The following is a 20,308-nucleotide window of genomic DNA, read 5'->3' on the forward strand; positions in this document are numbered from 1 at the left end:
TTCCGGCCCGGCACGGCCCAGCAGCGGGCGGTTGGTCTTCCGGCACGGCAGCGGGGAGCCGCCAGGCTGAGAGCCGCAGGTCCGGTAATGGACGAGGCCGGCGGGACGCACGGGCGGCCCGGCGGGCGGCGACCGTCCGAAGGCCCCCGGCGATGTTCCGCAGCGGGCGGGCCGTCTTCCGGCACGGCAGCGGGGAGCCGCCAGGCTGAGAGCCGCAGGTCCGGTAATGGACGAGGCCAGCGGCACGACAGCGGCGGACCGAAGGCCCCGGCTGCGTTCCGGCGCCGCAGCGTGCAGCCCGGGCCACAGCGCCCCGGGCCGACGGGACGCGCACACGGCACTGCCCCGCGCCGGGGAACCGGGGCGGGGCAGTGACGCTGTCGGAGTGCGCGGGACCGGCCGGTGGCCGGGCCGTCGTCAGCCGGGGATCAGGCCGTCGTCGCGGAGCAGCTTCCGTACGTCATCGAGGGTCGCGTCGGGCGCCGGGAGAATCAGCTCGGACGGCTCCAGGGAGTCGTCCGGCAGAGGCTCGCCGAGCTCGCGGATTCTCTCCAGGAGCGCGTGGAGCGTGCGCCGGAAGCCGGGGCCGTCGCCGCTCTGTATCTCGGCGAGCAGTTCGTCGTCCAGCCTGTTGAGCTCGGCGAGGTGGCTCTCCGCCACGTTCACCTGGCCCTCCCCCATGATCCGTACGATCATGACGAGTCCCTACTGCTTGTCGAACTTCGGGGTGTTCTGCTGCGGAGCGGCGTCCTGCCGGCCGTCGCCGCCCTCGATGGCCTGCTGCGACGCGGAGGAGCCGCCGGCGAGCTCGGCCTTCATGCGCTGCAGCTCCAGCTCCACATCCGTACCACCGGAGATGCGGTCCAGCTCGGCGGCGATGTCGTCCTTCGCCATGCCGGTCGGGTCGTCGAGCGCGCCGGAGGCGAGGAGTTCGTCGATCGCGCCGGCCCGGGCCTGGAGCTGCGCGGTCTTGTCCTCGGCCCGCTGGATCGCCTGGCCGACGTCGCCCATCTCCTCGGAGATGCCGGAGAAGGCCTCGCCGATCCGGGTCTGTGCCTGGGCGGCCGTGTAGGTGGCCTTGATGGTCTCCTTCTTCGTACGGAAGGCGTCGACCTTGGCCTGCAGACGCTGGGCAGCGAGGGTGAGCTTCTCCTCCTCGCCCTGCAGCGTCTGGTGCTGCGTCTCCAGGTCCGTGACCTGCTGCTGGAGCGCGGCACGGCGGGAGAGCGCCTCGCGCGCCAGGTCCTCCCGGCCGAGCGCCAGCGCCTTGCGGCCCTGGTCCTCCAGCTTGGTGGACTGTCCCTGGAGCTGGTTCAGCTGCAGTTCCAGGCGCTTGCGGGAGGTCGCCACATCGGCGACTCCGCGGCGCACCTTCTGCAACAGCTCCAGTTGCTTCTGGTAGGAGTAATCGAGGGTCTCGCGCGGATCCTCGGCCCTGTCGAGGGCCTTGTTTGCCTTCGCGCGGAAGATCATCCCCATACGCTTCATGACACCGCTCATGGGCTTCGCGCGCCCCCTTCTGACGGACTAAAGCTCCAGCACTCCAACAGAACCCACAGTACGGGCCCTGCATCCATTACCGCACTGTTCAAGCGCGGATGCGCTCATCCCCAAGGACGACTGCTTCCCGGTCCGATCCGGCGCAAGGAGTAGGTGGCCATCAGGGAAACCTCGGGCAACGTCCGCTCTGTCCGGCTTGTCACCGGCTTCTGTCCCCTACAGACGCACGGCGTTGCGGGATCGTTCCCCACCGGCGTTGGGTCCATGCCCCGCACCCCGTACCCTTGGGCTTTGTGTTCCGTAGCCGTGCCAAGGAAGAGAAGGCCCCCACCGACAAGGTGACGGCGGACCTCTCCAAGCAGCCCCGCAGCCCCGAGGCCCCGAAGGGCCGCCCCACGCCCAAGCGCAGTGAGGCCCAGTCCCAGCGCCGCCGTGCCTCCACGGCGCCGGCCGACCGCAAGGAGGCCATGAAGCGCCAGCGGGAAGCCCGCCGCGCCGATATGGCCAAGCAACGCGAGGCCCTCGCGAGTGGTGACGAGCGGTATCTGCCTGTCCGTGACAAGGGGCCGGTGCGCCGCTTCGTCCGCGACTTCGTCGACTCCCGCTTCTGCATCGCCGAGTTCTTCCTGCCGCTCGCGGTGGTCATCCTGGTGCTCAGCATGGTCCGCGTGGGCCAGCTCCAGAACATCTCGCTGCTGCTCTGGCTCGGCGTGATCGTGCTGATCATCATCGACTCGATCGGCCTGGTGTTCCGACTCCGCAAGCAGCTCGCCGAGCGCTTCCCGGACGAGCCCAGGCGCGGCGCCGTCGCGTACGGCCTGATGCGGACGCTCCAGATGCGCCGGCTGCGTCTGCCCAAGCCTCAGGTCAAGCGCGGAGAGCGGCCCTGAGCACGGTCGGTTTCGAGGGAGGGGCGACCGCCTGGCTGAACGGCCTCGGCGGTCTGCGGAACATCGTGCGGCAGGAACTGGTCGCACGGCAGCTGGACGAGCAGATAGCCGGCCGTTTCCCGGTGGGACAGCGGCTGCGGATCCTCGACGTCGGCATGGGCCAGGGCACCCAGGCCCTGCGTCTCGCGCGGGCCGGGCACTCGGTGACCGGTCTGGAGTCCGACGCCGAGATGATCGCCATCGCACGGCAGTCGCTCGCTACCGAGCCCGAGGGCATCCGTGAGCGGTTCCGTCTGATCGAGGGCGACGGCCGCGAGACCGGGGCGCATTTCCTGCCCGGCGCCTTCGACGTGGTGCTCTGCCACGGGGTGCTGATGTACGTGCAGGAGCCCGACGCGATGCTCGCGGGGCTCGCCCGGGTGCTGGCACCCGGCGGACTGCTCTCCCTGCTGGTGCGCAACGCCGACGCGCTGGCCATGCGCCCGGGGCTGGCGGGAGACTTTCCGGCCGCGCTGGCCGCCTTCGGCTCGGACACCTACACCAACCGGCTGGGGCTGCCCGGACGGGCCGACCGGCTCGACGCGCTTACCGCGACGCTGGCCGGGATCGCGGCGCCGCTGCACGCCTGGTACGGCGTGCGGGTCTTCACCGACGGCGCGGACAACGACGCGGAACTGCCGGCCGCCGAGGACCTGGAGCGGCTGCTGGCCGCGGAGGACCGGGCCGGGCGGACCGAACCGTACAAGCGGGTCGCGGCGCTGCTGCACCTGTGCGGCGTACGCGGCTGAGCGGCTGACCGGCTGAGGGACGGCGGCGGTGCGGTCAAGCGACCGCGCCGTGCGGCCGGGAGACCGCGAGGCCTCGCCCCGCCCCACCCGCGGCCCGACACCGCCGAGCCGCACACCCCCGCGCCCCGGCCCGACACCGCCGAGCCGCACGCGCACACCCACGCCGCCCCGCCCCACCCGCGGCCCGACACCGCCGCCCGGTCCCGCGACGCGCGTCAGCCGGTGTCAGGCGCGGGCCACAGCTCAGGTCCGGAGGCCGTTTTCGCGTCCCCCCTCCCGTGACCACCGCAGAGACCACCGGCCCCATGACCGGTAAGCCCGCCCGGAGTTCGGCCGGAACGTCCGGCGACAAGCCCCCCGTGAAGCTTCCCGCCCGCCAGACCTGGCGGGCGCTGTACACCCACTTCCGCCCGCACCGCTGGACCGTCGCGCTCGGGGCGTCGTTCGCGCTCGTCGGCACGGTCAGCGGGCTGGCCCAGCCGCTCGCGGCCAAGACACTGGTCGACCGGCTCGGCGAGGACGAGTCCATCACCGCGATCCTGTTGCTGCTCACCGCCCTGGTGGTCGTCGGCACCGCGATCGAGGCGGTCGGCGCGTACATCCTGGAACGCACCGCCGAGTCCGTGGTGCTGGCCGCCCGCCGCACCCTGATCTGGCGGCTGCTGCGGCTGAGGCTCCCGGAGGTGGAGCGCACGCAGCCCGGCGATCTGATGTCCCGGGTCACCTCGGACACCACCCTGCTGCGCGCCGTGACCACGCAGTCGATCGTCTCGGCGGCGACCGGCGGACTCGCCTTCGTCGCCACGATCGTGATGATGGGCGTGATGGACGCGGTGCTGCTCGGCGTCACCCTCGGGGTCATCGTGCTGATCGGCGGCTGCGTGGCCCTGGTGATGCCGAAGATCGCGCAGGCGACACGGCGTTCGCAGGAAGCGGTCGGCGAGATCTCGACCGTGCTGGAGCGAGCCTTCGGGGCCTTTCGCACACTGAAGGCCTCCGGCGCCGAGGAGCGCGAGACGGAGATCGTGGCGAAGGCGGCGCGAGAGGCGTGGCGGCACGGCATCCGGTCCGCGAAGTGGCAGTCGGTGGCGTGGTCGTCGGTGGGTCTCGCGGTGCAGGTGTCGTTCCTCGCGGTGCTCGGCATCGGCGGGGCGCGGGTCGCCTCGGGCGCGATCTCGGTGTCGACGCTGGTGGCGTTCCTGCTGTTCCTCTTCTATCTGATCGACCCGGTGTCCCGGCTGGTGGAGGCGGCCTCCCAGTACCAGGTGGGATCGGCGGCCATCGCGAGGATCGTGGAGGCGGAGCGGCTGGAGACGGAGGAGCTGGGGAAGGCGCCGGGGGCCTCGGCCCCCGCTCCCACGGGCCCGGCGACCGTCGTCTTCGAGGATGTGACCTTCCGGTACCGCGACGAGCTCCCCCACGTCCATCACGGCGTCTCCTTCGCCGTGCCGGGCGCGGGCATGACCGCGTTCGTCGGCCCGTCGGGCGCCGGGAAGACGACCGTCTTCGGCCTGATCGAGCGGTTCTACGAGCCGACCGGCGGCCGCGTCCTCCTCGACGGACGGGATGTACGGGACTGGCCGCTGACGGAGCTGCGCGCCTCGATCGGCTATGTCGAGCAGGACGCCCCGGTGCTGGCCGGGACACTGCGGGAGAACCTGGTCTTCGCGGCGCCCGACGCCACCGAGGAGCAGATCCAGGAGGTGCTCGTACGGGCCCGGCTGGACACGCTCGTACGGCGGCTTCCCGACGGGCTGGAGACGCTCGTCGGCCACCGCGGCTCCCAGCTGTCGGGCGGCGAGCGGCAGCGGGTGGCGATCGCGCGTGCCCTGCTGCGCCGGCCGCGGCTGCTTCTCCTCGACGAGGCGACCTCGCAACTGGACGCGGTCAACGAGATGGCGCTGCGGGACGTGGTCACCGAGGTGTCCCGCGAGGTCACGGTGCTGGTGGTGGCCCACCGGCTGTCCACCGTGACGCTGGCGGACCGGATCGTGGTGATGGACGCCGGCAGAGTACGGGCGGTGGGCACGCACGCTGAGCTCGTGGCGGGCGATCCGCTGTACGGCGAACTGGCCGCGACCCAGTTCCTGGCGTCGGCTCCCGGAGCCCCCTGATCGGCGGCGTACAGCGAGCCGCCCGTAGCGGCAAAAGGGATACTCCGGACATGGATGTCTCTCCTCGCCGTCCCCGGCCCGCGCGCCGGCTGATGTTCCTGCTGACCGTCGTCGTGTGTGCGGCGGCGGCCGGCGGCTGTATGGCCGCGTCGTCCTCGGAGCCGGAGACCACCACGCGTGCGATCAAGCAACGGGACGGGAGCGACCTGCAGAGCGACTACCAGTCGGTGATCAAGGATTCACTGCCGTCGGTCGTTCAGATCCAGGCGGGAGACAGCCTGGGCTCCGGCATCGTGTACGACACCAAGGGCCATGTGGTCACCAACGCCCATGTGGTGGGCGACGCGAAGTCGCTTCGGGTCACCATCGCGACGGGCGAGCAGGCGCTGGCGGCGAAGCTCGTCTCGTCCTATCCGCAGCAGGACCTGGCCGTGATCAAGCTGGACCCGGTGCCGGAGGGCCTGAAGCCGGCCACGTTCGGCGACTCGTCCAAGGTGGAGGTCGGTCACATCGTGCTGGCCATGGGCTCGCCGCTCGGTCTGTCGAGCAGTGTCACCCAGGGCATCGTCTCGGCGGTCGGGCGCACGGTCAGCGAGAGCGGTGCGGACGGGGGCACGGTCGCGACGCTCGCCAACATGGTGCAGACGTCGGCGGCGATCAACCCGGGCAACAGTGGGGGCGCGCTGGTAAACCTGGACAGCGAGGTGATCGGCATCCCGACGCTGGCGGCCGTCGACCCGCAGCTGGGCGAGGGGGCGGCCCCGGGCATCGGTTTCGCGATCCCCGCCTCCATGGTGAAGACGGTCGCGGACCAGATCATCGCCGGCGGCAGGGTGACCGACTCCGGCCGCGCGGCGCTGGGCATCACGGCCCGGACGGTGCTCGACGACAACTACGAGCCCTCGGGCGCGGCGGTGGTGGAGCTCACGAAAGGCGGAGCCGCGCAGCAGGCGGGCCTGCGCGTCGGGGACATCATCACCAAGGTGGGCTCGACCGAGATCACGACGGTGACATCCCTGGCCGAGGCGCTGGCCCCGATGAAGCCGGGCGACAAGGTGGTGGTGGGGTACCTGCGGGACGGTGACTCCCGCACGGCACCGGTCACGCTGGGGGAGGTCTAGGTCCCACCACGGGCGCCCCCCGCGGTGCGGGAGGCGCCCTCGGCGGCATCAGGGCCGCCGGCGGTCAGTCGTTCGCGTGGAGGCTCATCGGCCCGTAGATCTTGGTGGTGTCCTCCGAGAGCACCACTTGGTCCGCGCCGCCGTCCCGGAGTTCCTTCCAGTACTCACCGATCCACGACTCCGCGTCCCCCTGCGTCGTGAACTCCTCCGGCTGCACCGCCGGCTGGACCTCCGTCCCGTCGGACTTCTCGAACCGCCACGTCCACGCCATGTCCGCCTCCCAGGGCACATCAGTGATCTCTATCCTGCCCGCAGCGTAGCCGGGCGCGCACGCCCCGCGGTGACGCGGGAGGATCGGATGCGTGGAACTGACTCTGCTCGGCACCGGCGCGCCCGCCGGACTCCCCCGGCCCGACTGCCCGTGCGCCGCGTGCGCCACCGCGCGCGGGTCTCGCGCGCGGGCCGCCACCGCGCTGCTCGTGGACGGGGCCCTGCTGCTCGACCTCACCCCGGGCGCCGCGCTCGCCGCCGCGCGGGCGGGGCATTCGCTCGTCGGCGTACGGCAGGTGCTGCTCACGCACCCCCACGACGGGCCGGCCGTCGACCTGCCCGCCGGGCTGCCCACGGCCGGGCGGGTTCCCGACGGCCGGGAGCTGACGTTGATCAGCGGGCACCGGGTGCGTGCCGTGCCGATGGACCACCCCGGCACGGGGTACGAGGTGACCTCGCCCGAGGGCGAACGCCTGCTGTATCTGCCGCCCTCCGGCGGGCCCGCCGGACTCGCCGAGGGACTCGCCGCGTACGAGATGGTCGTCGCCGATGTCGTCGGGCGCCCCGACGCCATCGCCCGGCTGCGCGCCTCCGGGGCGATCGGCGCGACGACCGACGTCATCGCGGTCCACATCGACCACGACGTGCCCGGCGGTCCCGAACTGGACCGCCGGCTCGCCGCCGCGGGCACCCGTACCGTGCCCGACGGGACGACGCTGATCGTCGGCGAGTACCACGCGGTGCCGGACCTGCCCCGCCGCACGCTGGTGACCGGCGGTGCGCGCTCGGGGAAGTCGGTCGAGGCCGAGCGCAGGCTGGAGACGTTCCCGGACGTGGTGTACGTGGCGACGGGCGGGACCCGCGAGGGGGACACGGAGTGGGCGTCGAGAGTCGCCCTGCACCGGGACCGCCGCCCGGGAGCCTGGCGTACGGCGGAGACCTGCGAACTGGCGCCCCTGCTGAGGGAGGAGGGTCCGCCGCTGCTGATCGACTGTCTGTCGCTCTGGCTGACCGACGCGATGGACCGGGTCGGCGCGTGGGACGACGAGACCTGGCGGGACGGCGGTGAGCGGGCGCTCGGCGAACGGGTCGCCGAACTCATCGCCGCCGTACGGGAAACGCCCCGGACCGTCGTGGCGGTGACGAACGAGGTGGGCTCCGGTGTCGTCCCCGCCACCCCGGCCGGCCGCCGGTTCCGCGACGAACTGGGTCGTCTCAACGCCGCCTTCGCCGCCGAGTGCGAACATCTGCTGCTCGTCGTCGCAGGCCAGGCCCTGGTGCTCCGCAGCTGACGCCCGCGCACGGGAGACCTGCCGGACCGGAACCGGCGGGGGCCCCGGAACCGAACCGGTGGGGGCCCCGGCCCGCCGCCGACGCGGCGCCGGGGGTCTGTACTGTTCGGCGAATGAGCAGGCTGAATCTCGATGACTTCTCCGACCTGGTCGAGCGACCCGACAGCGGCATGCGGCGCGAGGCCGAGGAACGCAGGGAGCGGCTGATCGTCCCGCCCGGCGCTCTGGGCCGGCTCGACGAGCTGGGCGAGTGGCTCTCCGCGGCGCAGGGCTCCGTCCCGGTCAAGGCCGTCGCGCAGCCGCGCGTGGTGCTGTTCGCGGGTGATCACGGGGTCGCCGAACTGGGCGTCTCCGGACGGGAGTCCGGGTCGGCGCACCGGCTGGTGCGTGCCGTGCTGGACGGCGCGAGCCCGGTCGCGGTGCTGGCACGCGGGGCCGGGGTCCCGGTGCGGATCGTGGACGCGGGCCTGGACTGCGACCCGGAGCTGCTGCCCGAGGACGTCGTACGCCACCGGGTGCGGCGCGGCAGCGGGCGTATCGACGTCGAGGACGCGCTGACGGCGGAGGAGGCCGAGCAGGCCGTCCGGCTGGGCATGGCGATCGCCGACGAGGAGGCCGACTCCGGCACCGATCTGGTGGTGCTGGGCGATCTGAGCGTCGGCGGCACCACACCCGCCGCGACGCTGATCGCCGCGCTGTGCGGCACGGACGCCTCCGTGGTCACCGGCCGGGGCGGCGCGGGGATCGACGATCTGGCCTGGATGCGCAAGTGTGCGGCGGTCCGTGACGCGCTGCGGCGCGCCCGGCCGGTGCTCGGCGACCAGGTGGAGCTGCTGGCGGCGGTGGGCGGTGCGGATCTGGCCGCGACCACCGGGTTCCTGCTGCAGAGCGCGGTGCGCCGGATGCCGGTGATCCTCGACGGCGTCGTGTCGGCGGCCTGTGCGCTGGTGGGTCAGCGCGCGGCGTTCCGCGCCCCGGACTGGTGGCTCGCCGGCCAGGTGAGCGGTGAACCGGCACAGAGCAAGGCGCTGGACCGGATGGCTCTCACCCCGCTGCTCGACCAGGGCGTCACGGTGGGGGAAGGAACCGGGGCACTGCTCGCACTCCCCCTCGTCCGGGCCGCTGCCGCGCTCGCGGCCGAACTGCCCGAGCGTACGGAGCCGGTGGGGAGCGACACGGACTGACGCGTCGGTACGGCTGCCCCGGCCGGGCGGCCGCACCTCGCCCACCATGACCCGCGATGCCCCATATCATCGCGTTTCATGGGAGAGGTCCGTTTGTCCGAGGTTCGTTTGTCCGGCGACGAGGCGAACCGCAGTACGAGCCGGGGCACCGACCGCTCCCGGCGGAGCGCGTCGTTCGCGGTCTGGTACCTGCGGGCGGTGGCCTTCGTCAATGTGCTGGGCGCCGTCTGGGTCTCGCTCGGGCAGGACGTCCGCCGGCACAACGTCGACGACTACTTCACGCCCTATCTGCTGACCGCGGGCTTCGCGTCCGGCGCGTTCACGCTGTTCCTGGCGGTCACCATGCGCCGCCGCAAGCGGGCCTCGTGGATTCTCAACCTCGCCCTGGCGGGCTCCTTCCTGCTGCTCCTCGCGATGGCCGTCGCCGTCGACGCGGGCATCCGGCAACATGCGCAGAACTGGGTCTCGCTCGCCCTCACGGCCGGCTTCGTCCTCGCGCTGCTGCTCGGCCGCAGGGAGTTCTACGCGAAGGGCGACCGCACCAACCCGCGTCTCGCCGCGGCCGTCGCGGCCGGCGGGCTCCTCGCCACCTCGCTGCTGGCGGCCGCCCTCGTCACCGTCACCAACACCGCGGGCGGCGGGTCCACCTTCCCGGAGCGCTGGCGCTACGGCACCATGCGGCTGGTCTCGCTGGCCGCCGACGACGCCCGGTTCCCGGAGATCGCCACGCCCGGCTGGGTCGACGTCACCGTCAACGTACTGTCCACGCTGCTGCTGCTCGCCGTGCTGTACGCGGCGTTCCGCTCCCGCCGTGCCGTCGACCCGCTGACCGCAGAGGACGAGGAACGGCTGCGCGCCCTGCTGGAGCGCCACGGCGACCGGGACTCGCTGGGCTACTTCTCCCTGCGCCGCGAGAAGAGCGTGGTCTGGTCCCCCACCGGGAAGGCGGCCGTCGCCTACCGGGTCGTCGGCGGGGTCTCCCTCGCGTCCGGCGACCCGATCGGGGACCCGGAGGCCTGGCCGGGCGCGATCGCCCCCTGGCTCGCCGAGGCACGTGAACACGGCTGGATCCCGGCCGTGATGGGGGCGAGCGAGGAGGCCGGGACCATCTACGCCCGGCATGGCCTGGACGCCCTGGAGCTCGGCGACGAGGCGATCGTGGAGACCGCCGACTTTACCCTCGACGGCCGCGCGATGCGGACGGTCCGCCAGGCGTACAACCGGGTCGGGCGCGCCGGGTACTCCGTGCGGATCCGCCGCCACGAGGAGATCCCCGCCGAGGAGATGGACATCCTGCTCGCCCGCGCGGACGACTGGCGCGACGGCGCCACCGAACGGGGCTTCTCGATGGCGCTCGGCCGGCTCGGCGACGCGGGGGACGGGCGGTGCGTGATGCTCGAATGCACCGACGGCCGGGGCGAGTTGCGCGCGGTCCTCAGCTTCGTGCCGTGGGGCCCGAAGGGACTCTCCCTCGATCTGATGCGGCGCGACCGGGACTGCGAGAACGGCCTGATGGAGTTCATGGTCATCGAACTCCTCCGATGTGCGGGCGACATCGGGATCACCCAGGTCTCGCTGAACTTCGCGATGTTCCGGTCCGTCTTCGAGCGCGGCGCGAAGCTCGGCGCGGGACCGGTGCTGCGCCTGTGGCGCTCGCTGCTGAGTTTCTTCTCCCGCTGGTGGCAGATCGAGTCGCTGTACCGGGCGAACGCCAAGTACCGGCCCATCTGGGAACCGCGCTTCCTGCTCTTCGAGAAGAGCGCCGACCTCCTGCGCATCGGCATCGCCGCGGCCCGCGCCGAAGGCTTTCTGGAGGTACCCGGGCTGCCCCGGTGGATGCCCCGCAGCCATCTCGGAACCGGGCGTTGAGGGCGGTCCGGGCGTTCGCACGCCGCGAGTGGGGGCCGCTGTACGCGACGGTCCGGGCTGCGCTCGTCACCCGGAAGTGGCGGGCGGTCGCGCTGACCCTGGGGGCGGCGTGCCTCACGGCGGTCCTCCATCTGGCGCAGCAGCACTCCTGGGGCTACGGCCCGGTCCGCACGATCGGTTTCGTCCGGGCGGAGGACCCTCTGTGGGTGGCGCTGCTGCGAACTCCCCTGTCGTTGTTCGTGCCCGCGCCGGACCTTCCGGTGTGGGGCGCGCTCGGCCAGATCCTCCTGGTCTTCGGGGCGGCGGAGATCTGTCTGGGCCGGCGGCGGACGCTGGTCGTCGCATACGTCTCCACCCTGGCCGGTACCACGTACGCGCGCATCGGCACCGCGCTCGGACCCGATCACATCCTCGGGCTGCCCGCCTCCGACGCCGAGGTCGTCGACACCGGCCCCTCGGCCGCGGTCGTCGGGCTCGCGGTCGTCGTCTGTCTACGTTACGGGGCCCGGTTCACAGCGGCTCTGGTGGTCCTCGTGATGGTCGCCGAGGTGCTGGTCGAGAACAATCTCGCGGGCAAGGAGCATCTGGCCGCGATCGCCGTCGTCCTGGTGCTGTGCGCGCTCTCGGCACTGCGCCGGCGGCGGGCCCGTCAGCGCTCGGTGATGGCGGGCCGGTCGGGAGCGCCGCCGATGAGGTCCTGAAACTTCCGGCGGGGCCGGTCCCAGCGGCGGTCGTGGCGGAACGAGCGCAGTGTGGCCTTGGCGCGCGCCTTCGGCCGCTTACGGTAGAAGCGGCGGGCCCACGGCGAGGCGGGTCTCGCCAGACGGATCGCGCCGAAGAGGGCCACGAACGGCACCAGGACACTGATGACGGCCATCCGCGCCTTGCCCTTGAACAGGGTGATGAGGACCAGCCCGAAGTTGATCACCAGCGTGGTGATCAGCGACAGCCGGTCCTGGCGTTCGTCGGCGCTCACGTCGTTGACGCCGAGCGGTGAGAAACCGCTGAGGATCAGTACGGCCAGGGACGCGACGAGGACGACCACTTCCACGCTCTGGCGGCCCTGCTCGCTCCAGTACACGTCGTCGAGGTGGAGGATCAGCGCGAACTCGTCGAGCACCAGCCCCGCGCCCATGCCGAAGACGACCGCCCAGATGTAGGCGCCCGGACCGTACCGGCTGCTGCCGACGGCGCCGAAGCCGCCGATCACCATGAGGACGACGCCGGGCACCACATGGTGGATGTGCATGCCGCCCGGCCGGACGTTGCGGAACGGCCCCTTCCCCGCCCTGATCATCCGCGTGACCATCCGGGTGATCAGAAAGGTCAGGATGAAGGAGGCCAGGGCGAGGAACATGGGCAGCTTCCCCGGCTCGACGATGTTGCGGTAAAACCAGTGACCCATGCCACCCGCTCCCGATTTGTGCGATATGCGCAATTTACCGTCTGTCGGGCCGGGCTACCCTTCGCCGGTGAACGATCTGGCCGGCCCGCGCTTCGCCCTCGGCACCCTGACCGTGTTCCCGGTGCGCGTCACCCGCTGGGACCGGGAAGCCGCCCGCGCCGGGATGCTCTGGGCACCGGGGGCGGGCCTCGCCGTGGGCCTGTCCGCCGCTGCGGCCGGCGGGCTGCTGTCCCTGCTCGGCTCGGGGCCGCTGCTCGCCGCGGTCGCCACCGTCGCCGTCCCCGCGGTCCTCACCCGCGGACTGCATCTGGACGGGCTGGCCGACACCGCGGACGGCCTCGGCAGCGGCAAACCGGCGGACGACGCGCTGCGCATCATGAAGCAGTCCGACATCGGGCCGTTCGGGGTCATCACGCTGCTGTTCGTCCTGCTGGCACAGGTCGCCGCCGTGTCCGCGCTGTACGGCGAGGGCTGGGCGTACGGCGCGCTCGGCGCGGCCGTGTCCGCCGTCACCGCCCGTCTCGCCCTCACCCTCGCCGCCCGCACCGGCGTACCGGCGGCCCGCCCCGGGGGCCTGGGCGCGGCGGTCGCCGGGGTGGTGCCCGTACGCGGCGCGCTGGCTCTGGCGGCGGTGGTCACCGCGGTGTGCGCGGCGGTGGGTGCGGTGTTCGGCGCGACGGGAGCGCTGCGTCACGCGCTCGGCGTCCTGGCCGGGCTCGCGGGCGCCGAGCTGCTGCTGCGTCACTGCGTGCGCCGGTTCGGCGGGGTGACGGGTGATGTGTTCGGGGCGCTCGCGGAGACGGCGGCGACGGTGACGCTGGTCGTGCTGGTGCTCGGCTGACGCGGCCGGGCACCACGGTCTCACCGGATTCGGCGGGGGCGGGCCGGGCACCACGGCTCAGCGGGCGCGGGTCTCAGCAGGCGCGGCGCCAGACGCCCAGTTCGTACTTCTTCAGCATGGAGCTGAGCCTCAGCCGTCGTGCGTCCGGGCAGAAGTCACGGGTCGGCAGTTCGTACTCGACGTGGAAGACCGCCTTGCCCGCCCGTACGAACGGGGTCAGCAGGTCGCACTCGTCGTGCTCCGCGCACTGTTCGTTGACCGCGAAGTCGAAGTCCCCCACCAGTTCGGGGATCTGGTCGAGGTCGTTCTTCAGGCCGACGGCGAGTCCGCGGTCGTGGGCGAGACGGGCGATCAGACGGTTGTAGCGCAGCTGGTCGGTTGCGGTGAGGGGGAAGCCGGTGGCGTTGGCGTACGCGTCCATGTTGTCCGGCTCGACCGCGTCGAAGCCCTTCTCCCTGCACATGTCGATGCGTTCGGCCATCAGGGGTCCGAGGACGTCCGTACGGCGGATGTCGAGCCAGCGCTCACCCTCCCAGCCGTTGCCGCGGCCGAGTACGGACTTCGGGAATCGGCCGGCGTCGGGGCGGAAGTCCTCCCAGGCGCCGGTCGAGAGGTAGCAGATGACCTTCCGGCCGCGGCGGTGCAGGTCGGCGACCGTGGAGCGAGGGTGGTCGAAGCCGTCGATGTCGTACACCGGTACGTCCACGGCCGGGTCGAGCCGTCCGCTGAGCTGCCACTGCCAGGCGAGTCCCGGCTCCGGCCGCCAGTGCCCGCCGGAGGGGCGGTCGTCCGGGGTGTCCGGGGAGCTGGTGCAGCCGGCCAGGACGAGCAGCAGCATCAGGACGACCAGGGGAGCGCGTCTCACCGGGCCGGCTCCAGCGCGTACGGAAGGGTCCCCCAGGGGTGGGCGCCCGTGCCGGGGACGACGCAGTGCACCGCCGCGCCCGCGCGGGCCCCTGGCGGCGCGCCGTACACCAGATGGCAGAAGCGCTCGGGCGGGTGGCCCTCCGTCCAGGCCGGGACGTCGAGGGCGCGGTAGGCGTCCCACGGGCCTTCGAAGGTGACGAGGAGATCGGCGAGCGCGGCGTAGCCCGGGTCGGGGTGCACGCCGTGGTTGAGGGCGAGGGAGGCCGAGCCCGCCGCGCGGGCGGCCACGGCCAGGCGACGGTAGTGGGGCAACGCGCCCGGGTCCGCGGACACCTGGTCGAGGAACGCGCCGTCGGCGCCGTACCAGTCACGGTGGCGCAGCAGGTCCCGGACGACCTCGGCGTGCGGGCGGCGGGCGTAGTCGGTGTCGGCGTAACCGAGGACCCGCACCCCTGCCTCCCGCAGCCGCAGCGCGGCGGAGGCGAAGGCCGCGTCGGGCGCGTCGCCGGGCCCGCACGCCGGGTTGAGCACCACGCCGTACAGCCGCGGCGCCGCGGCGACCAAGGCGTCCCAGGCGCCGGGCTGTTCGGCGGGATGCTCGTAGTACGGCACCAGCAGCGTCTTCACAGCACCTCGTCCCTCATACGCGGTGGGCGGTCGCCCGCCCCAGCAGAACACAGACCAGCCCGGCCAGGAGCGCCGCCGTGCCACCGGCGACACCGAGGCCCACGACCTGCGGGCTGCCGAGGCCGGCGAGGAGCGCGACCGTCTGGGCCGCGGCGGCAGCGCAGCACACCGCGGCCGCCGCGACGACGGCCCCGAACGACTGCATCAGCAGCCCCGTCCACAGCACGGTGCCGATGAGCAGCAGGGTGCTGAGGCGGGCGCCGGACAGCGCCGGTGCGTCGGGCCACAGCAGGGTCACGACGAGGGCGAGGACGAACAGCACGGCCAGGAACGCGGCGAGGCACTCGGCGAGGACGGCCGCTGCGCGCCGCCGGAAGGCGTGCGCCGTGGTGCTGGCGCGCAGTCCGGCGACGGCCCGGCCGCGGAAGCGGTGCAGAAGCCATTCGGCCGGCCCCATGCTGAGGGTCAGCGCGACGGCGGAGGGTGCGGCGACGACGGCGCCGGGGCCCTCGGCGAGGACGTCCCCGAGCGCGGTGTACAGGACGAGCACTCCGGTTCCGAGCCCGAAGAGTCCGTACGGCACGGACGCGCCGAGGCGCGGTCCGACGGGCCGCGCGGGCCGCTCGACGGCCCGTCGCACGGGCGCGGGCAAGGCCGCTCCGGCGCCGGGCATGACGAGGACGTCGGCACCCGGACCGGTGTTCCCGGCCACCGGCCCGGCGGCACCAACGGTGGTCCGGGCGCGCGCCGCCCGCCACCACGGCCCGGGGTCGCCGCCACGGGCCCCCGGTCGCGGGCGGCGCAGCCGCGGCACGCCGGTCCACGTACGCGGGCCGCCCCCGCGGGAAGCCGGTGTACGCGGTGTGCGGGCCACGGCGACGGCCGCCAGACAGATCGCCGCCGCCAGGGAACACAGCAGCAGCGCGGTACGCAGTACGACCGGCAGGTCCGCACGCATCGCCCACACCGCACCCGCGGTCATCGGCGACAGCGCGTACAGCAGGGCCCGTTCACGGCCGAGGACCAGCAGCACCGTCGCCGCCGACAGATACAGCGCCTGCGCGGCGGCGAAGGCCGCCGCCTGCCACTGGCCCGGCGACGCCGTCGCCACCGCCGCGCCCAGCAGCGCTCCCGCCGGGGCACCGAGCATCAGGGACCGTGCGGCCGCGCCCCGGTCCCCGAGACCGAGCCAGGAGTAGGCCCGGTGCGAGAGCGCCTGGTTCCACACCCAGCCGGTCAGCGCACCGGCCAGCAGCGGTGCCAGGCTCGCTCCCCGCAGCAGCGGCGCGCCCAGGACGTAGGCAAGGCCCGGCAGCGCGAAGACCAGACCGCGCAGCAGACAGCCGAGCAGGCCCGCGTACCAGACGCCGGCCGCTTCCCGGGGAGGTTCGGGGAAGCTGCGCGGCACCCGGTCGTAGAGCTCCTCGGCGATCGCGAAGGAGTCCGGACGGCCGTAGGTGAGGCGGATGTGATCATCCGTCATGCCGTCGGACTCGAGGACGGCGGCGATCTCGTCCGGGTGCACGGCCCCGGCGATGACCTCCGCGAACCGTTCGGCCAGGTCGTCGAGCGGGTCCGCCGCGCGCGGGCCCTGCCTGCGGGGCAGCGGCAGCGGCAGTGTGTCGGTGTGCCGGCCGGGCCCCTGCCACAGCGGCCCGCTCATCCGAGGGCCCGCCGGGCGCCGACCGGTTCGGGGACAGCCGACTGTTCGCCCGCTCCTGCCAGCTCGCGGTAGATACGGCGGAAGCCGTCCACCGAGCGGCGCAGCGTGAACCGGTCGACGACCCGCTGGCGCGCCTGCCGTCCGAGCTCGGCGCGCCGTGCCGCGTCGCGCAGCAGCCCGAGCGTCGCGTCCGCCATCACCGCGGGCTCGCGCGGCGGTACGACGATCCCGGTGTCCCCGACGGCCTCCCGCACCCCGCCGACGTCCGTCGACACCGTGGCGCGCCCGCACGACATCGCCTCGATGAGCGAGAAGGGGAACCCTTCACTGATGCTGGAAAGCAAAACGACGCTGCCGGCCGCGTAGGCGCGGGCCACATCGGTGACCCGGCCCTCCCAGGAGATGCCGTCCACGACGCCCAGTTCGGCGGCGAGCTTCTCCAGCCGGGTGCGGTACGCCTCACCGCCCGCGGGCACGCCGCCGAACAACCGCAGCCGTACGTCCGGGAGTTCTGCGCGCACCATGGCGTAGGCCCGGATGAGCGTCTCCAGGTCCTTGATGGGGTCGATCCGCCCGGCCCAGGAGATGGTGGGCACCTCGGGCTCGGGGCCGCCCTGCGGAAAGGCGTGCGGGTCGACGCCGTTGTAGACGGTGCGGATGCGGTCCGCGGGCGCACCGCCCCGCTCCTCCCACCGCCGGTTGTACTGGTTGCACGGGGTGATCAGGTCCGCCCGCCGGTACCCGAGGGTGTTGAGCTCCCGGTAGAAGCCGAGCATCAGGGCCTTCACGGGGGCGCGTTGGGCCTGGACGCGGTAGCCGAGGTAGCGCTCGCGCAGATAGATGCCGTGCTCGGTGAGCAGGAACGGCACCCCCTCGTACCGCTGGGCGGCCAGCGCCGGCAGGGTGGCCAGGCCCGCGCTGACCGCGTGCGCGACACAGTCGCCGGGTATCCGGACCGAGAGCGGCCGCAGCGCGTGTTCCAGCAGGTCGGTGGCGGTCAGGGCGTCGTGCACGGTCGGCCGGGCCGCGGATATCTCCAGATGCGGCATGGTCCAGATCCACATCAGCGAGCGCAGGGCGGACTCCGAACGCAGGGCGGCCGAGAGCCGGCCCGCCCGGGCGTACGCGGTCAGCTCGTCGAGGCTCTCGCCGAGGTCGCAGCCCGCGGAGGGGTCGAGCACCGAGAGCAGAAAGCGTTCGTGGACATCGGTGAAACGGCGGCGGTCGCGGCCGATGAGCCGCCGTCCGCGGGGCAGCGGCCCCCACAGCGGGAAGGCCGAGTGCCGGTAGACATTGGGCGGCAGTTCCCAGGTGACCGGCTCACGGCCGGTGCCGGTGAGGGCGACGACCCGGAAGTCGACCTCGGGCATGCCGCGCACGAGCTGGTCGCACCAGGTGGACACACCCCCGTGCACGTGCGGATAGGTTCCTTCGGTGAGCATGGTGACATGTCGGCCGCGGCTCGGCATGCGTGTGTCCCCCCAGTACTGCGGTCGTTCGGGTGTGGCCGTGGTCCTGCGTCGGGCGGCCGCCGGTCGGTCCGGGCGGCCGCCCGTGGTGGATGGCTCGCGGATCAGACGGTCGGCAGCTTCAGCGTGACGCCCGACTGGAGCGCCTCGGGCGCGGTCCAGGCGGAGCGCGTCCCCGCGTACGCGGCGCCGAACACTCCTGTCCCCAGCAGGAGTTGCTTGCGCGTGCCCTCGGGCGCGGTGATCGGCGCGGTCACCCCGGACGGCGCCTTGACGGTCACGGTGTCCCCGATGCGGTACGCGGTGACCTTTCCGTCGGCGACGGCCTTGTCCCAGGCGGCCCGGCGTGTCAGCTCCACGCCGACGTCGCGCTGACGCGGGTTCACCAGCGGGGCGTTGTCCGCGTACAGGGCGCGGTAGTCGGTGAGGATCTTGTCGATGACCGGGTACAGCAGGCGCTCCTCGGCCAGGTTCGACTGGTGGACGTAGTGCGGCCGCGGGTCGCCGGCGACGACATGGCCGAGTGCGATGCGCGCCTCCTGCGGCACGATGTGGTCCGCGTAGCCGGTCGCCGTGTCCAGCGGGTCGGCCAGGCAGGTGGAGGCGGGGTTGGTCTCGCAGACGCCGCTGCCGCCGTCGGCCTTCGATGCGTAGATCCAGTTGTACTCGTCGGCCATCTCGGCGGCCGTGCCGACGTTGTAGTACACGTTCATCGGGTGGCGCGGCACGGTGAGCGCGGATCCGACCGGACGCTGCGACGGCTCGCGGGAGTTGTCGCCGGCGATCCACTTGACGCCGTTGTCGGCGAGCGCCCCGGCGAGGTTGGGGTTGTCCTGGTCCTGCTGCGGCAGGGTCTTCAGCCCGGAGTGCTCACCCGTGACCAGCTCGGTGCGGTCGTAGGAGATGCCCTTGCGGGTTGCCCAGGTGTTGTTGTCGCGGATCTGCGCGGAGATCTCGGCGCGGCTCATCCACCGGATCCTGCCCGCGGCGTCCTTGGAGCACTGCCAGGGCACCACCGAGACGTCCTGCACGCAGCCGAGGAACGGGTGCGTGTAGGTGTGGTTGATCCAGCGGTACTGGGCACGGTCCGCGAGCAGTTGGGCGGTGAGCGCGTCGGCGCCGCCGTTCTCCGTCTTCCACTCCTCGCCGGCGCCCGCGTTGTAGACCATGTCGAGGGTGAAGCCGCTGGAGCGCTGCCACTGCGCGGCGTACTGCGCGTCGGCGGCGGTCATCCGGATGTCCGGGGTCTGCTCGCCCTCGCCGGTGCAGTCGATGTCGCCGGGGGTGCAGTTGCGCTCGGTGTCCCAGCGGGAGTCGGGCGCGAAGACGTCGTCGACGTGGACGGAGAAGTAGCTGCGGCTCTGTCCGAGGTGGATGCCCTGGGTCAGCCAGTCGACCATGCCGCGGGCGAGCGCGCGGTACTGCTTCTGGTAGCGGTTGTAGGCGAAGGTCACCACCAGTTCGCGCCGGCCGTCGTGGGCGTACTCGCCGAGGAGGCTGCCGCGTGCGCCGTCGTCGCCGACAGCGGTGTCGAGATAGCTGGTGTAGCCCTCGCGCGGCTTGCCGGCCGCGCCGTAACTCTCCGGCACGAGCGGGGAGTTGTCCTCGAAGGTGAGCGGTCCGTCGAGGTAGCCGAAGGGTCCGGTGGAGCGTCCGGCCGCGGTGACGGAGGTCTGCGCACCGTCCAGGACGCCGACCCACCCGCCGTTGTCGGTGTACTCGAGACCGACCCCCGGGTGGGACCAGGTGTAGGCGTCGATCTGGCGGATGCCGAAGGTCGTCTCGTACGCGAAGAGCGCGGCGTTCTCCGCGGCTCCGGCGGTGGTGGTTGCCCCGAACGGGTCTTCGTCGGGGACGACGACGCCCTGGAACCTGGCGCGCGGCCGGCCGCTGACGGTGTCGCTGAGGAACGCGGAGTTGACGGTGGGCCGGTTCGGGTCGTCCAGGCGCAGCGTGCGGTAGGGCACGCCGGTGGCCTTCAGCTCCGAGACGATGGCCTCGACGGCGCCGCCCCCGTCGTCCACGACGAGTACCGTCAGATCGATCCGCGGCACCGGTGCCGCGACGGCCCCCGCCGCCGGAAGTGCTGTCACCAGCAGGCCGGCCGTGAGCAGCGCCGCGGCGGCTCTGCTTGCGCGCAGTCCTGTAGTGGCCATGTTTCTCCCCCCTCGCACGGTCGTCCGCCCATCCGAATACGCGGAGAACCTGTGGAGATGATGCAAAGGAACCCCGCGCTCCCTTGCCTGAATGCAGCGAGTGTGGCTGAGGTCTCGAAGCCTTGGGCCCAAACGTGAAACAGACGCCACGGATGAGTGAACTACTGCCGCCGTGGGCGATACATGTGACCGCGCGTAGGCTCTTGTCGGGGTTGGGATGTCGACCCGTCCCTCTCTACGGCCGCTACGGCT

At 72.8% G+C, this 20,308-nt stretch carries 18 protein-coding genes; 9 read left to right on the top strand and 9 right to left on the bottom strand.

Annotation, left to right across the window (positions count from 1 at the left end; translation table 11 throughout):
- Positions 1-417: 417 nt before the first annotated feature.
- Both pspAA and ABTX78_RS30060 read right to left on the bottom strand, forming a co-directional pair.
- Positions 418-696: a PspA-associated protein PspAA gene (gene pspAA / locus ABTX78_RS30055; protein WP_352209923.1), complete on the bottom strand. Its 279-nt coding sequence runs from the start codon at positions 694-696 to the stop codon at positions 418-420.
- A 9-nt stretch (positions 697-705) separates the two neighbouring features.
- Entirely contained in the window at positions 706-1,500 is a 795-nt protein-coding gene (locus tag ABTX78_RS30060) for a PspA/IM30 family protein (protein ID WP_352209924.1), read from the bottom strand.
- 293 nt (positions 1,501-1,793) lie between these two features.
- Between ABTX78_RS30060 and ABTX78_RS30065 the strand changes: the two genes are divergently transcribed.
- The 4 genes from ABTX78_RS30065 to ABTX78_RS30080 all read left to right on the top strand — a co-directional run bounded on the left by ABTX78_RS30065 (position 1,794) and on the right by ABTX78_RS30080 (position 6,413).
- Positions 1,794-2,390: a DUF3043 domain-containing protein gene (locus ABTX78_RS30065; protein ID WP_352209925.1), complete on the top strand. Its 597-nt coding sequence runs from the start codon at positions 1,794-1,796 to the stop codon at positions 2,388-2,390.
- Between the two features lie 65 nt (positions 2,391-2,455).
- On the top strand, positions 2,456-3,178 hold the full coding sequence (locus ABTX78_RS30070; RefSeq protein ID WP_352209926.1) for a methyltransferase domain-containing protein: 723 nt from the start codon (positions 2,456-2,458) through the stop codon (positions 3,176-3,178).
- Between the two features lie 305 nt (positions 3,179-3,483).
- Positions 3,484-5,292, top strand: coding sequence for an ABC transporter ATP-binding protein (locus ABTX78_RS30075; RefSeq protein WP_352209927.1), 1,809 nt, complete (start codon positions 3,484-3,486; stop codon positions 5,290-5,292).
- Between the two features lie 50 nt (positions 5,293-5,342).
- Positions 5,343-6,413, top strand: coding sequence for a S1C family serine protease (locus ABTX78_RS30080; protein WP_352209928.1), 1,071 nt, complete (start codon positions 5,343-5,345; stop codon positions 6,411-6,413).
- A gap of 64 nt (positions 6,414-6,477) precedes the next feature.
- On the opposite strand, the gene ABTX78_RS30085 is transcribed toward ABTX78_RS30080, so the two are convergent.
- Positions 6,478-6,684, bottom strand: coding sequence for a hypothetical protein (locus tag ABTX78_RS30085; protein WP_352209929.1), 207 nt, complete (start codon positions 6,682-6,684; stop codon positions 6,478-6,480).
- Positions 6,685-6,775: 91 nt separating this feature from the next.
- Between ABTX78_RS30085 and ABTX78_RS30090 the strand changes: the two genes are divergently transcribed.
- The 4 genes from ABTX78_RS30090 to ABTX78_RS30105 all read left to right on the top strand — a co-directional run bounded on the left by ABTX78_RS30090 (position 6,776) and on the right by ABTX78_RS30105 (position 11,729).
- Positions 6,776-7,975 (top strand): bifunctional adenosylcobinamide kinase/adenosylcobinamide-phosphate guanylyltransferase, encoded by a 1,200-nt coding sequence (locus ABTX78_RS30090; RefSeq protein WP_352209930.1) that lies wholly within the window; start codon positions 6,776-6,778, stop codon positions 7,973-7,975.
- 113 nt (positions 7,976-8,088) lie between these two features.
- Complete coding sequence (gene cobT / locus ABTX78_RS30095) at positions 8,089-9,159, top strand: nicotinate-nucleotide--dimethylbenzimidazole phosphoribosyltransferase (protein WP_352209931.1); 1,071 nt, start codon at positions 8,089-8,091, stop codon at positions 9,157-9,159.
- A 78-nt stretch (positions 9,160-9,237) separates the two neighbouring features.
- Positions 9,238-11,028, top strand: a complete 1,791-nt coding sequence (locus ABTX78_RS30100; protein ID WP_352209932.1) for a phosphatidylglycerol lysyltransferase domain-containing protein — start codon at positions 9,238-9,240, stop codon at positions 11,026-11,028.
- On the top strand, positions 11,025-11,729 hold the full coding sequence (locus tag ABTX78_RS30105; protein ID WP_352209933.1) for a hypothetical protein: 705 nt from the start codon (positions 11,025-11,027) through the stop codon (positions 11,727-11,729). The genes ABTX78_RS30100 and ABTX78_RS30105 overlap by 4 nt, the downstream gene beginning before the upstream one ends.
- On the opposite strand, the gene ABTX78_RS30110 is transcribed toward ABTX78_RS30105, so the two are convergent.
- Positions 11,678-12,433, bottom strand: coding sequence for a hypothetical protein (locus ABTX78_RS30110; protein ID WP_352209934.1), 756 nt, complete (start codon positions 12,431-12,433; stop codon positions 11,678-11,680). The genes ABTX78_RS30105 and ABTX78_RS30110 overlap by 52 nt on opposite strands.
- 25 nt (positions 12,434-12,458) lie before the next feature.
- Between ABTX78_RS30110 and ABTX78_RS30115 the strand changes: the two genes are divergently transcribed.
- Complete coding sequence (locus tag ABTX78_RS30115; protein ID WP_352209935.1) at positions 12,459-13,274, top strand: adenosylcobinamide-GDP ribazoletransferase; 816 nt, start codon at positions 12,459-12,461, stop codon at positions 13,272-13,274.
- Between the two features lie 73 nt (positions 13,275-13,347).
- Here ABTX78_RS30115 and ABTX78_RS30120 read toward each other — a convergent pair whose 3' ends face one another.
- The 5 genes from ABTX78_RS30120 to ABTX78_RS30140 all read right to left on the bottom strand — a co-directional run bounded on the left by ABTX78_RS30120 (position 13,348) and on the right by ABTX78_RS30140 (position 20,056).
- Complete coding sequence (locus ABTX78_RS30120) at positions 13,348-14,112, bottom strand: endo alpha-1,4 polygalactosaminidase (RefSeq protein ID WP_502994004.1); 765 nt, start codon at positions 14,110-14,112, stop codon at positions 13,348-13,350.
- Between the two features lie 23 nt (positions 14,113-14,135).
- Positions 14,136-14,768, bottom strand: a complete 633-nt coding sequence (locus tag ABTX78_RS30125; protein WP_352209937.1) for a spherulation-specific family 4 protein — start codon at positions 14,766-14,768, stop codon at positions 14,136-14,138.
- Positions 14,769-14,781: 13 nt separating this feature from the next.
- Positions 14,782-16,431 (bottom strand): hypothetical protein, encoded by a 1,650-nt coding sequence (locus ABTX78_RS30130; RefSeq protein ID WP_352209938.1) that lies wholly within the window; start codon positions 16,429-16,431, stop codon positions 14,782-14,784.
- Positions 16,428-17,900 (bottom strand): GT4 family glycosyltransferase PelF, encoded by a 1,473-nt coding sequence (pelF, locus tag ABTX78_RS30135; RefSeq protein ID WP_352209939.1) that lies wholly within the window; start codon positions 17,898-17,900, stop codon positions 16,428-16,430. The genes ABTX78_RS30130 and pelF overlap by 4 nt, the downstream gene beginning before the upstream one ends.
- Before the next feature lie 104 nt (positions 17,901-18,004).
- A complete protein-coding gene (locus tag ABTX78_RS30140; RefSeq protein ID WP_352209940.1) occupies positions 18,005-20,056 on the bottom strand; it encodes a hypothetical protein in 2,052 nt (683 codons plus the stop codon).
- Positions 20,057-20,308 lie beyond the last annotated feature (252 nt).

It is taken from the genome of Streptomyces sp. NPDC096193 (assembly GCF_040302905.1).
In the GTDB taxonomy this organism is placed as follows: domain Bacteria; phylum Actinomycetota; class Actinomycetes; order Streptomycetales; family Streptomycetaceae; genus Streptomyces.

Excerpts from the sequence above, each read along its gene's own strand:
- pspAA (WP_352209923.1), bottom strand. The coding sequence starts at position 696 with ATGATCGTACGGATCATGGGGGAGGGCCAGGTGAACGTGGCGGAGAGC.
- cobT (WP_352209931.1), top strand. The coding sequence starts at position 8,089 with ATGAGCAGGCTGAATCTCGATGACTTCTCCGACCTGGTCGAGCGACCC.
- ABTX78_RS30100 (WP_352209932.1), top strand. The coding sequence starts at position 9,238 with ATGGGAGAGGTCCGTTTGTCCGAGGTTCGTTTGTCCGGCGACGAGGCG.
- ABTX78_RS30120 (WP_502994004.1), bottom strand. The coding sequence starts at position 14,112 with ATGCTGCTGCTCGTCCTGGCCGGCTGCACCAGCTCCCCGGACACCCCG.
- pelF (WP_352209939.1), bottom strand. The coding sequence starts at position 17,900 with ATGCCGAGCCGCGGCCGACATGTCACCATGCTCACCGAAGGAACCTAT.
- ABTX78_RS30080 (WP_352209928.1), top strand. The coding sequence starts at position 5,343 with ATGGATGTCTCTCCTCGCCGTCCCCGGCCCGCGCGCCGGCTGATGTTC.
- ABTX78_RS30075 (WP_352209927.1), top strand. The coding sequence starts at position 3,484 with ATGACCGGTAAGCCCGCCCGGAGTTCGGCCGGAACGTCCGGCGACAAG.
- ABTX78_RS30060 (WP_352209924.1), bottom strand. The coding sequence starts at position 1,500 with ATGAGCGGTGTCATGAAGCGTATGGGGATGATCTTCCGCGCGAAGGCA.
- ABTX78_RS30130 (WP_352209938.1), bottom strand. The coding sequence starts at position 16,431 with ATGAGCGGGCCGCTGTGGCAGGGGCCCGGCCGGCACACCGACACACTG.
- ABTX78_RS30110 (WP_352209934.1), bottom strand. The coding sequence starts at position 12,433 with ATGGGTCACTGGTTTTACCGCAACATCGTCGAGCCGGGGAAGCTGCCC.
- ABTX78_RS30115 (WP_352209935.1), top strand. The coding sequence starts at position 12,459 with ATGCGCAATTTACCGTCTGTCGGGCCGGGCTACCCTTCGCCGGTGAAC.
- ABTX78_RS30140 (WP_352209940.1), bottom strand. The coding sequence starts at position 20,056 with ATGGCCACTACAGGACTGCGCGCAAGCAGAGCCGCCGCGGCGCTGCTC.
- ABTX78_RS30085 (WP_352209929.1), bottom strand. The coding sequence starts at position 6,684 with ATGGCGTGGACGTGGCGGTTCGAGAAGTCCGACGGGACGGAGGTCCAG.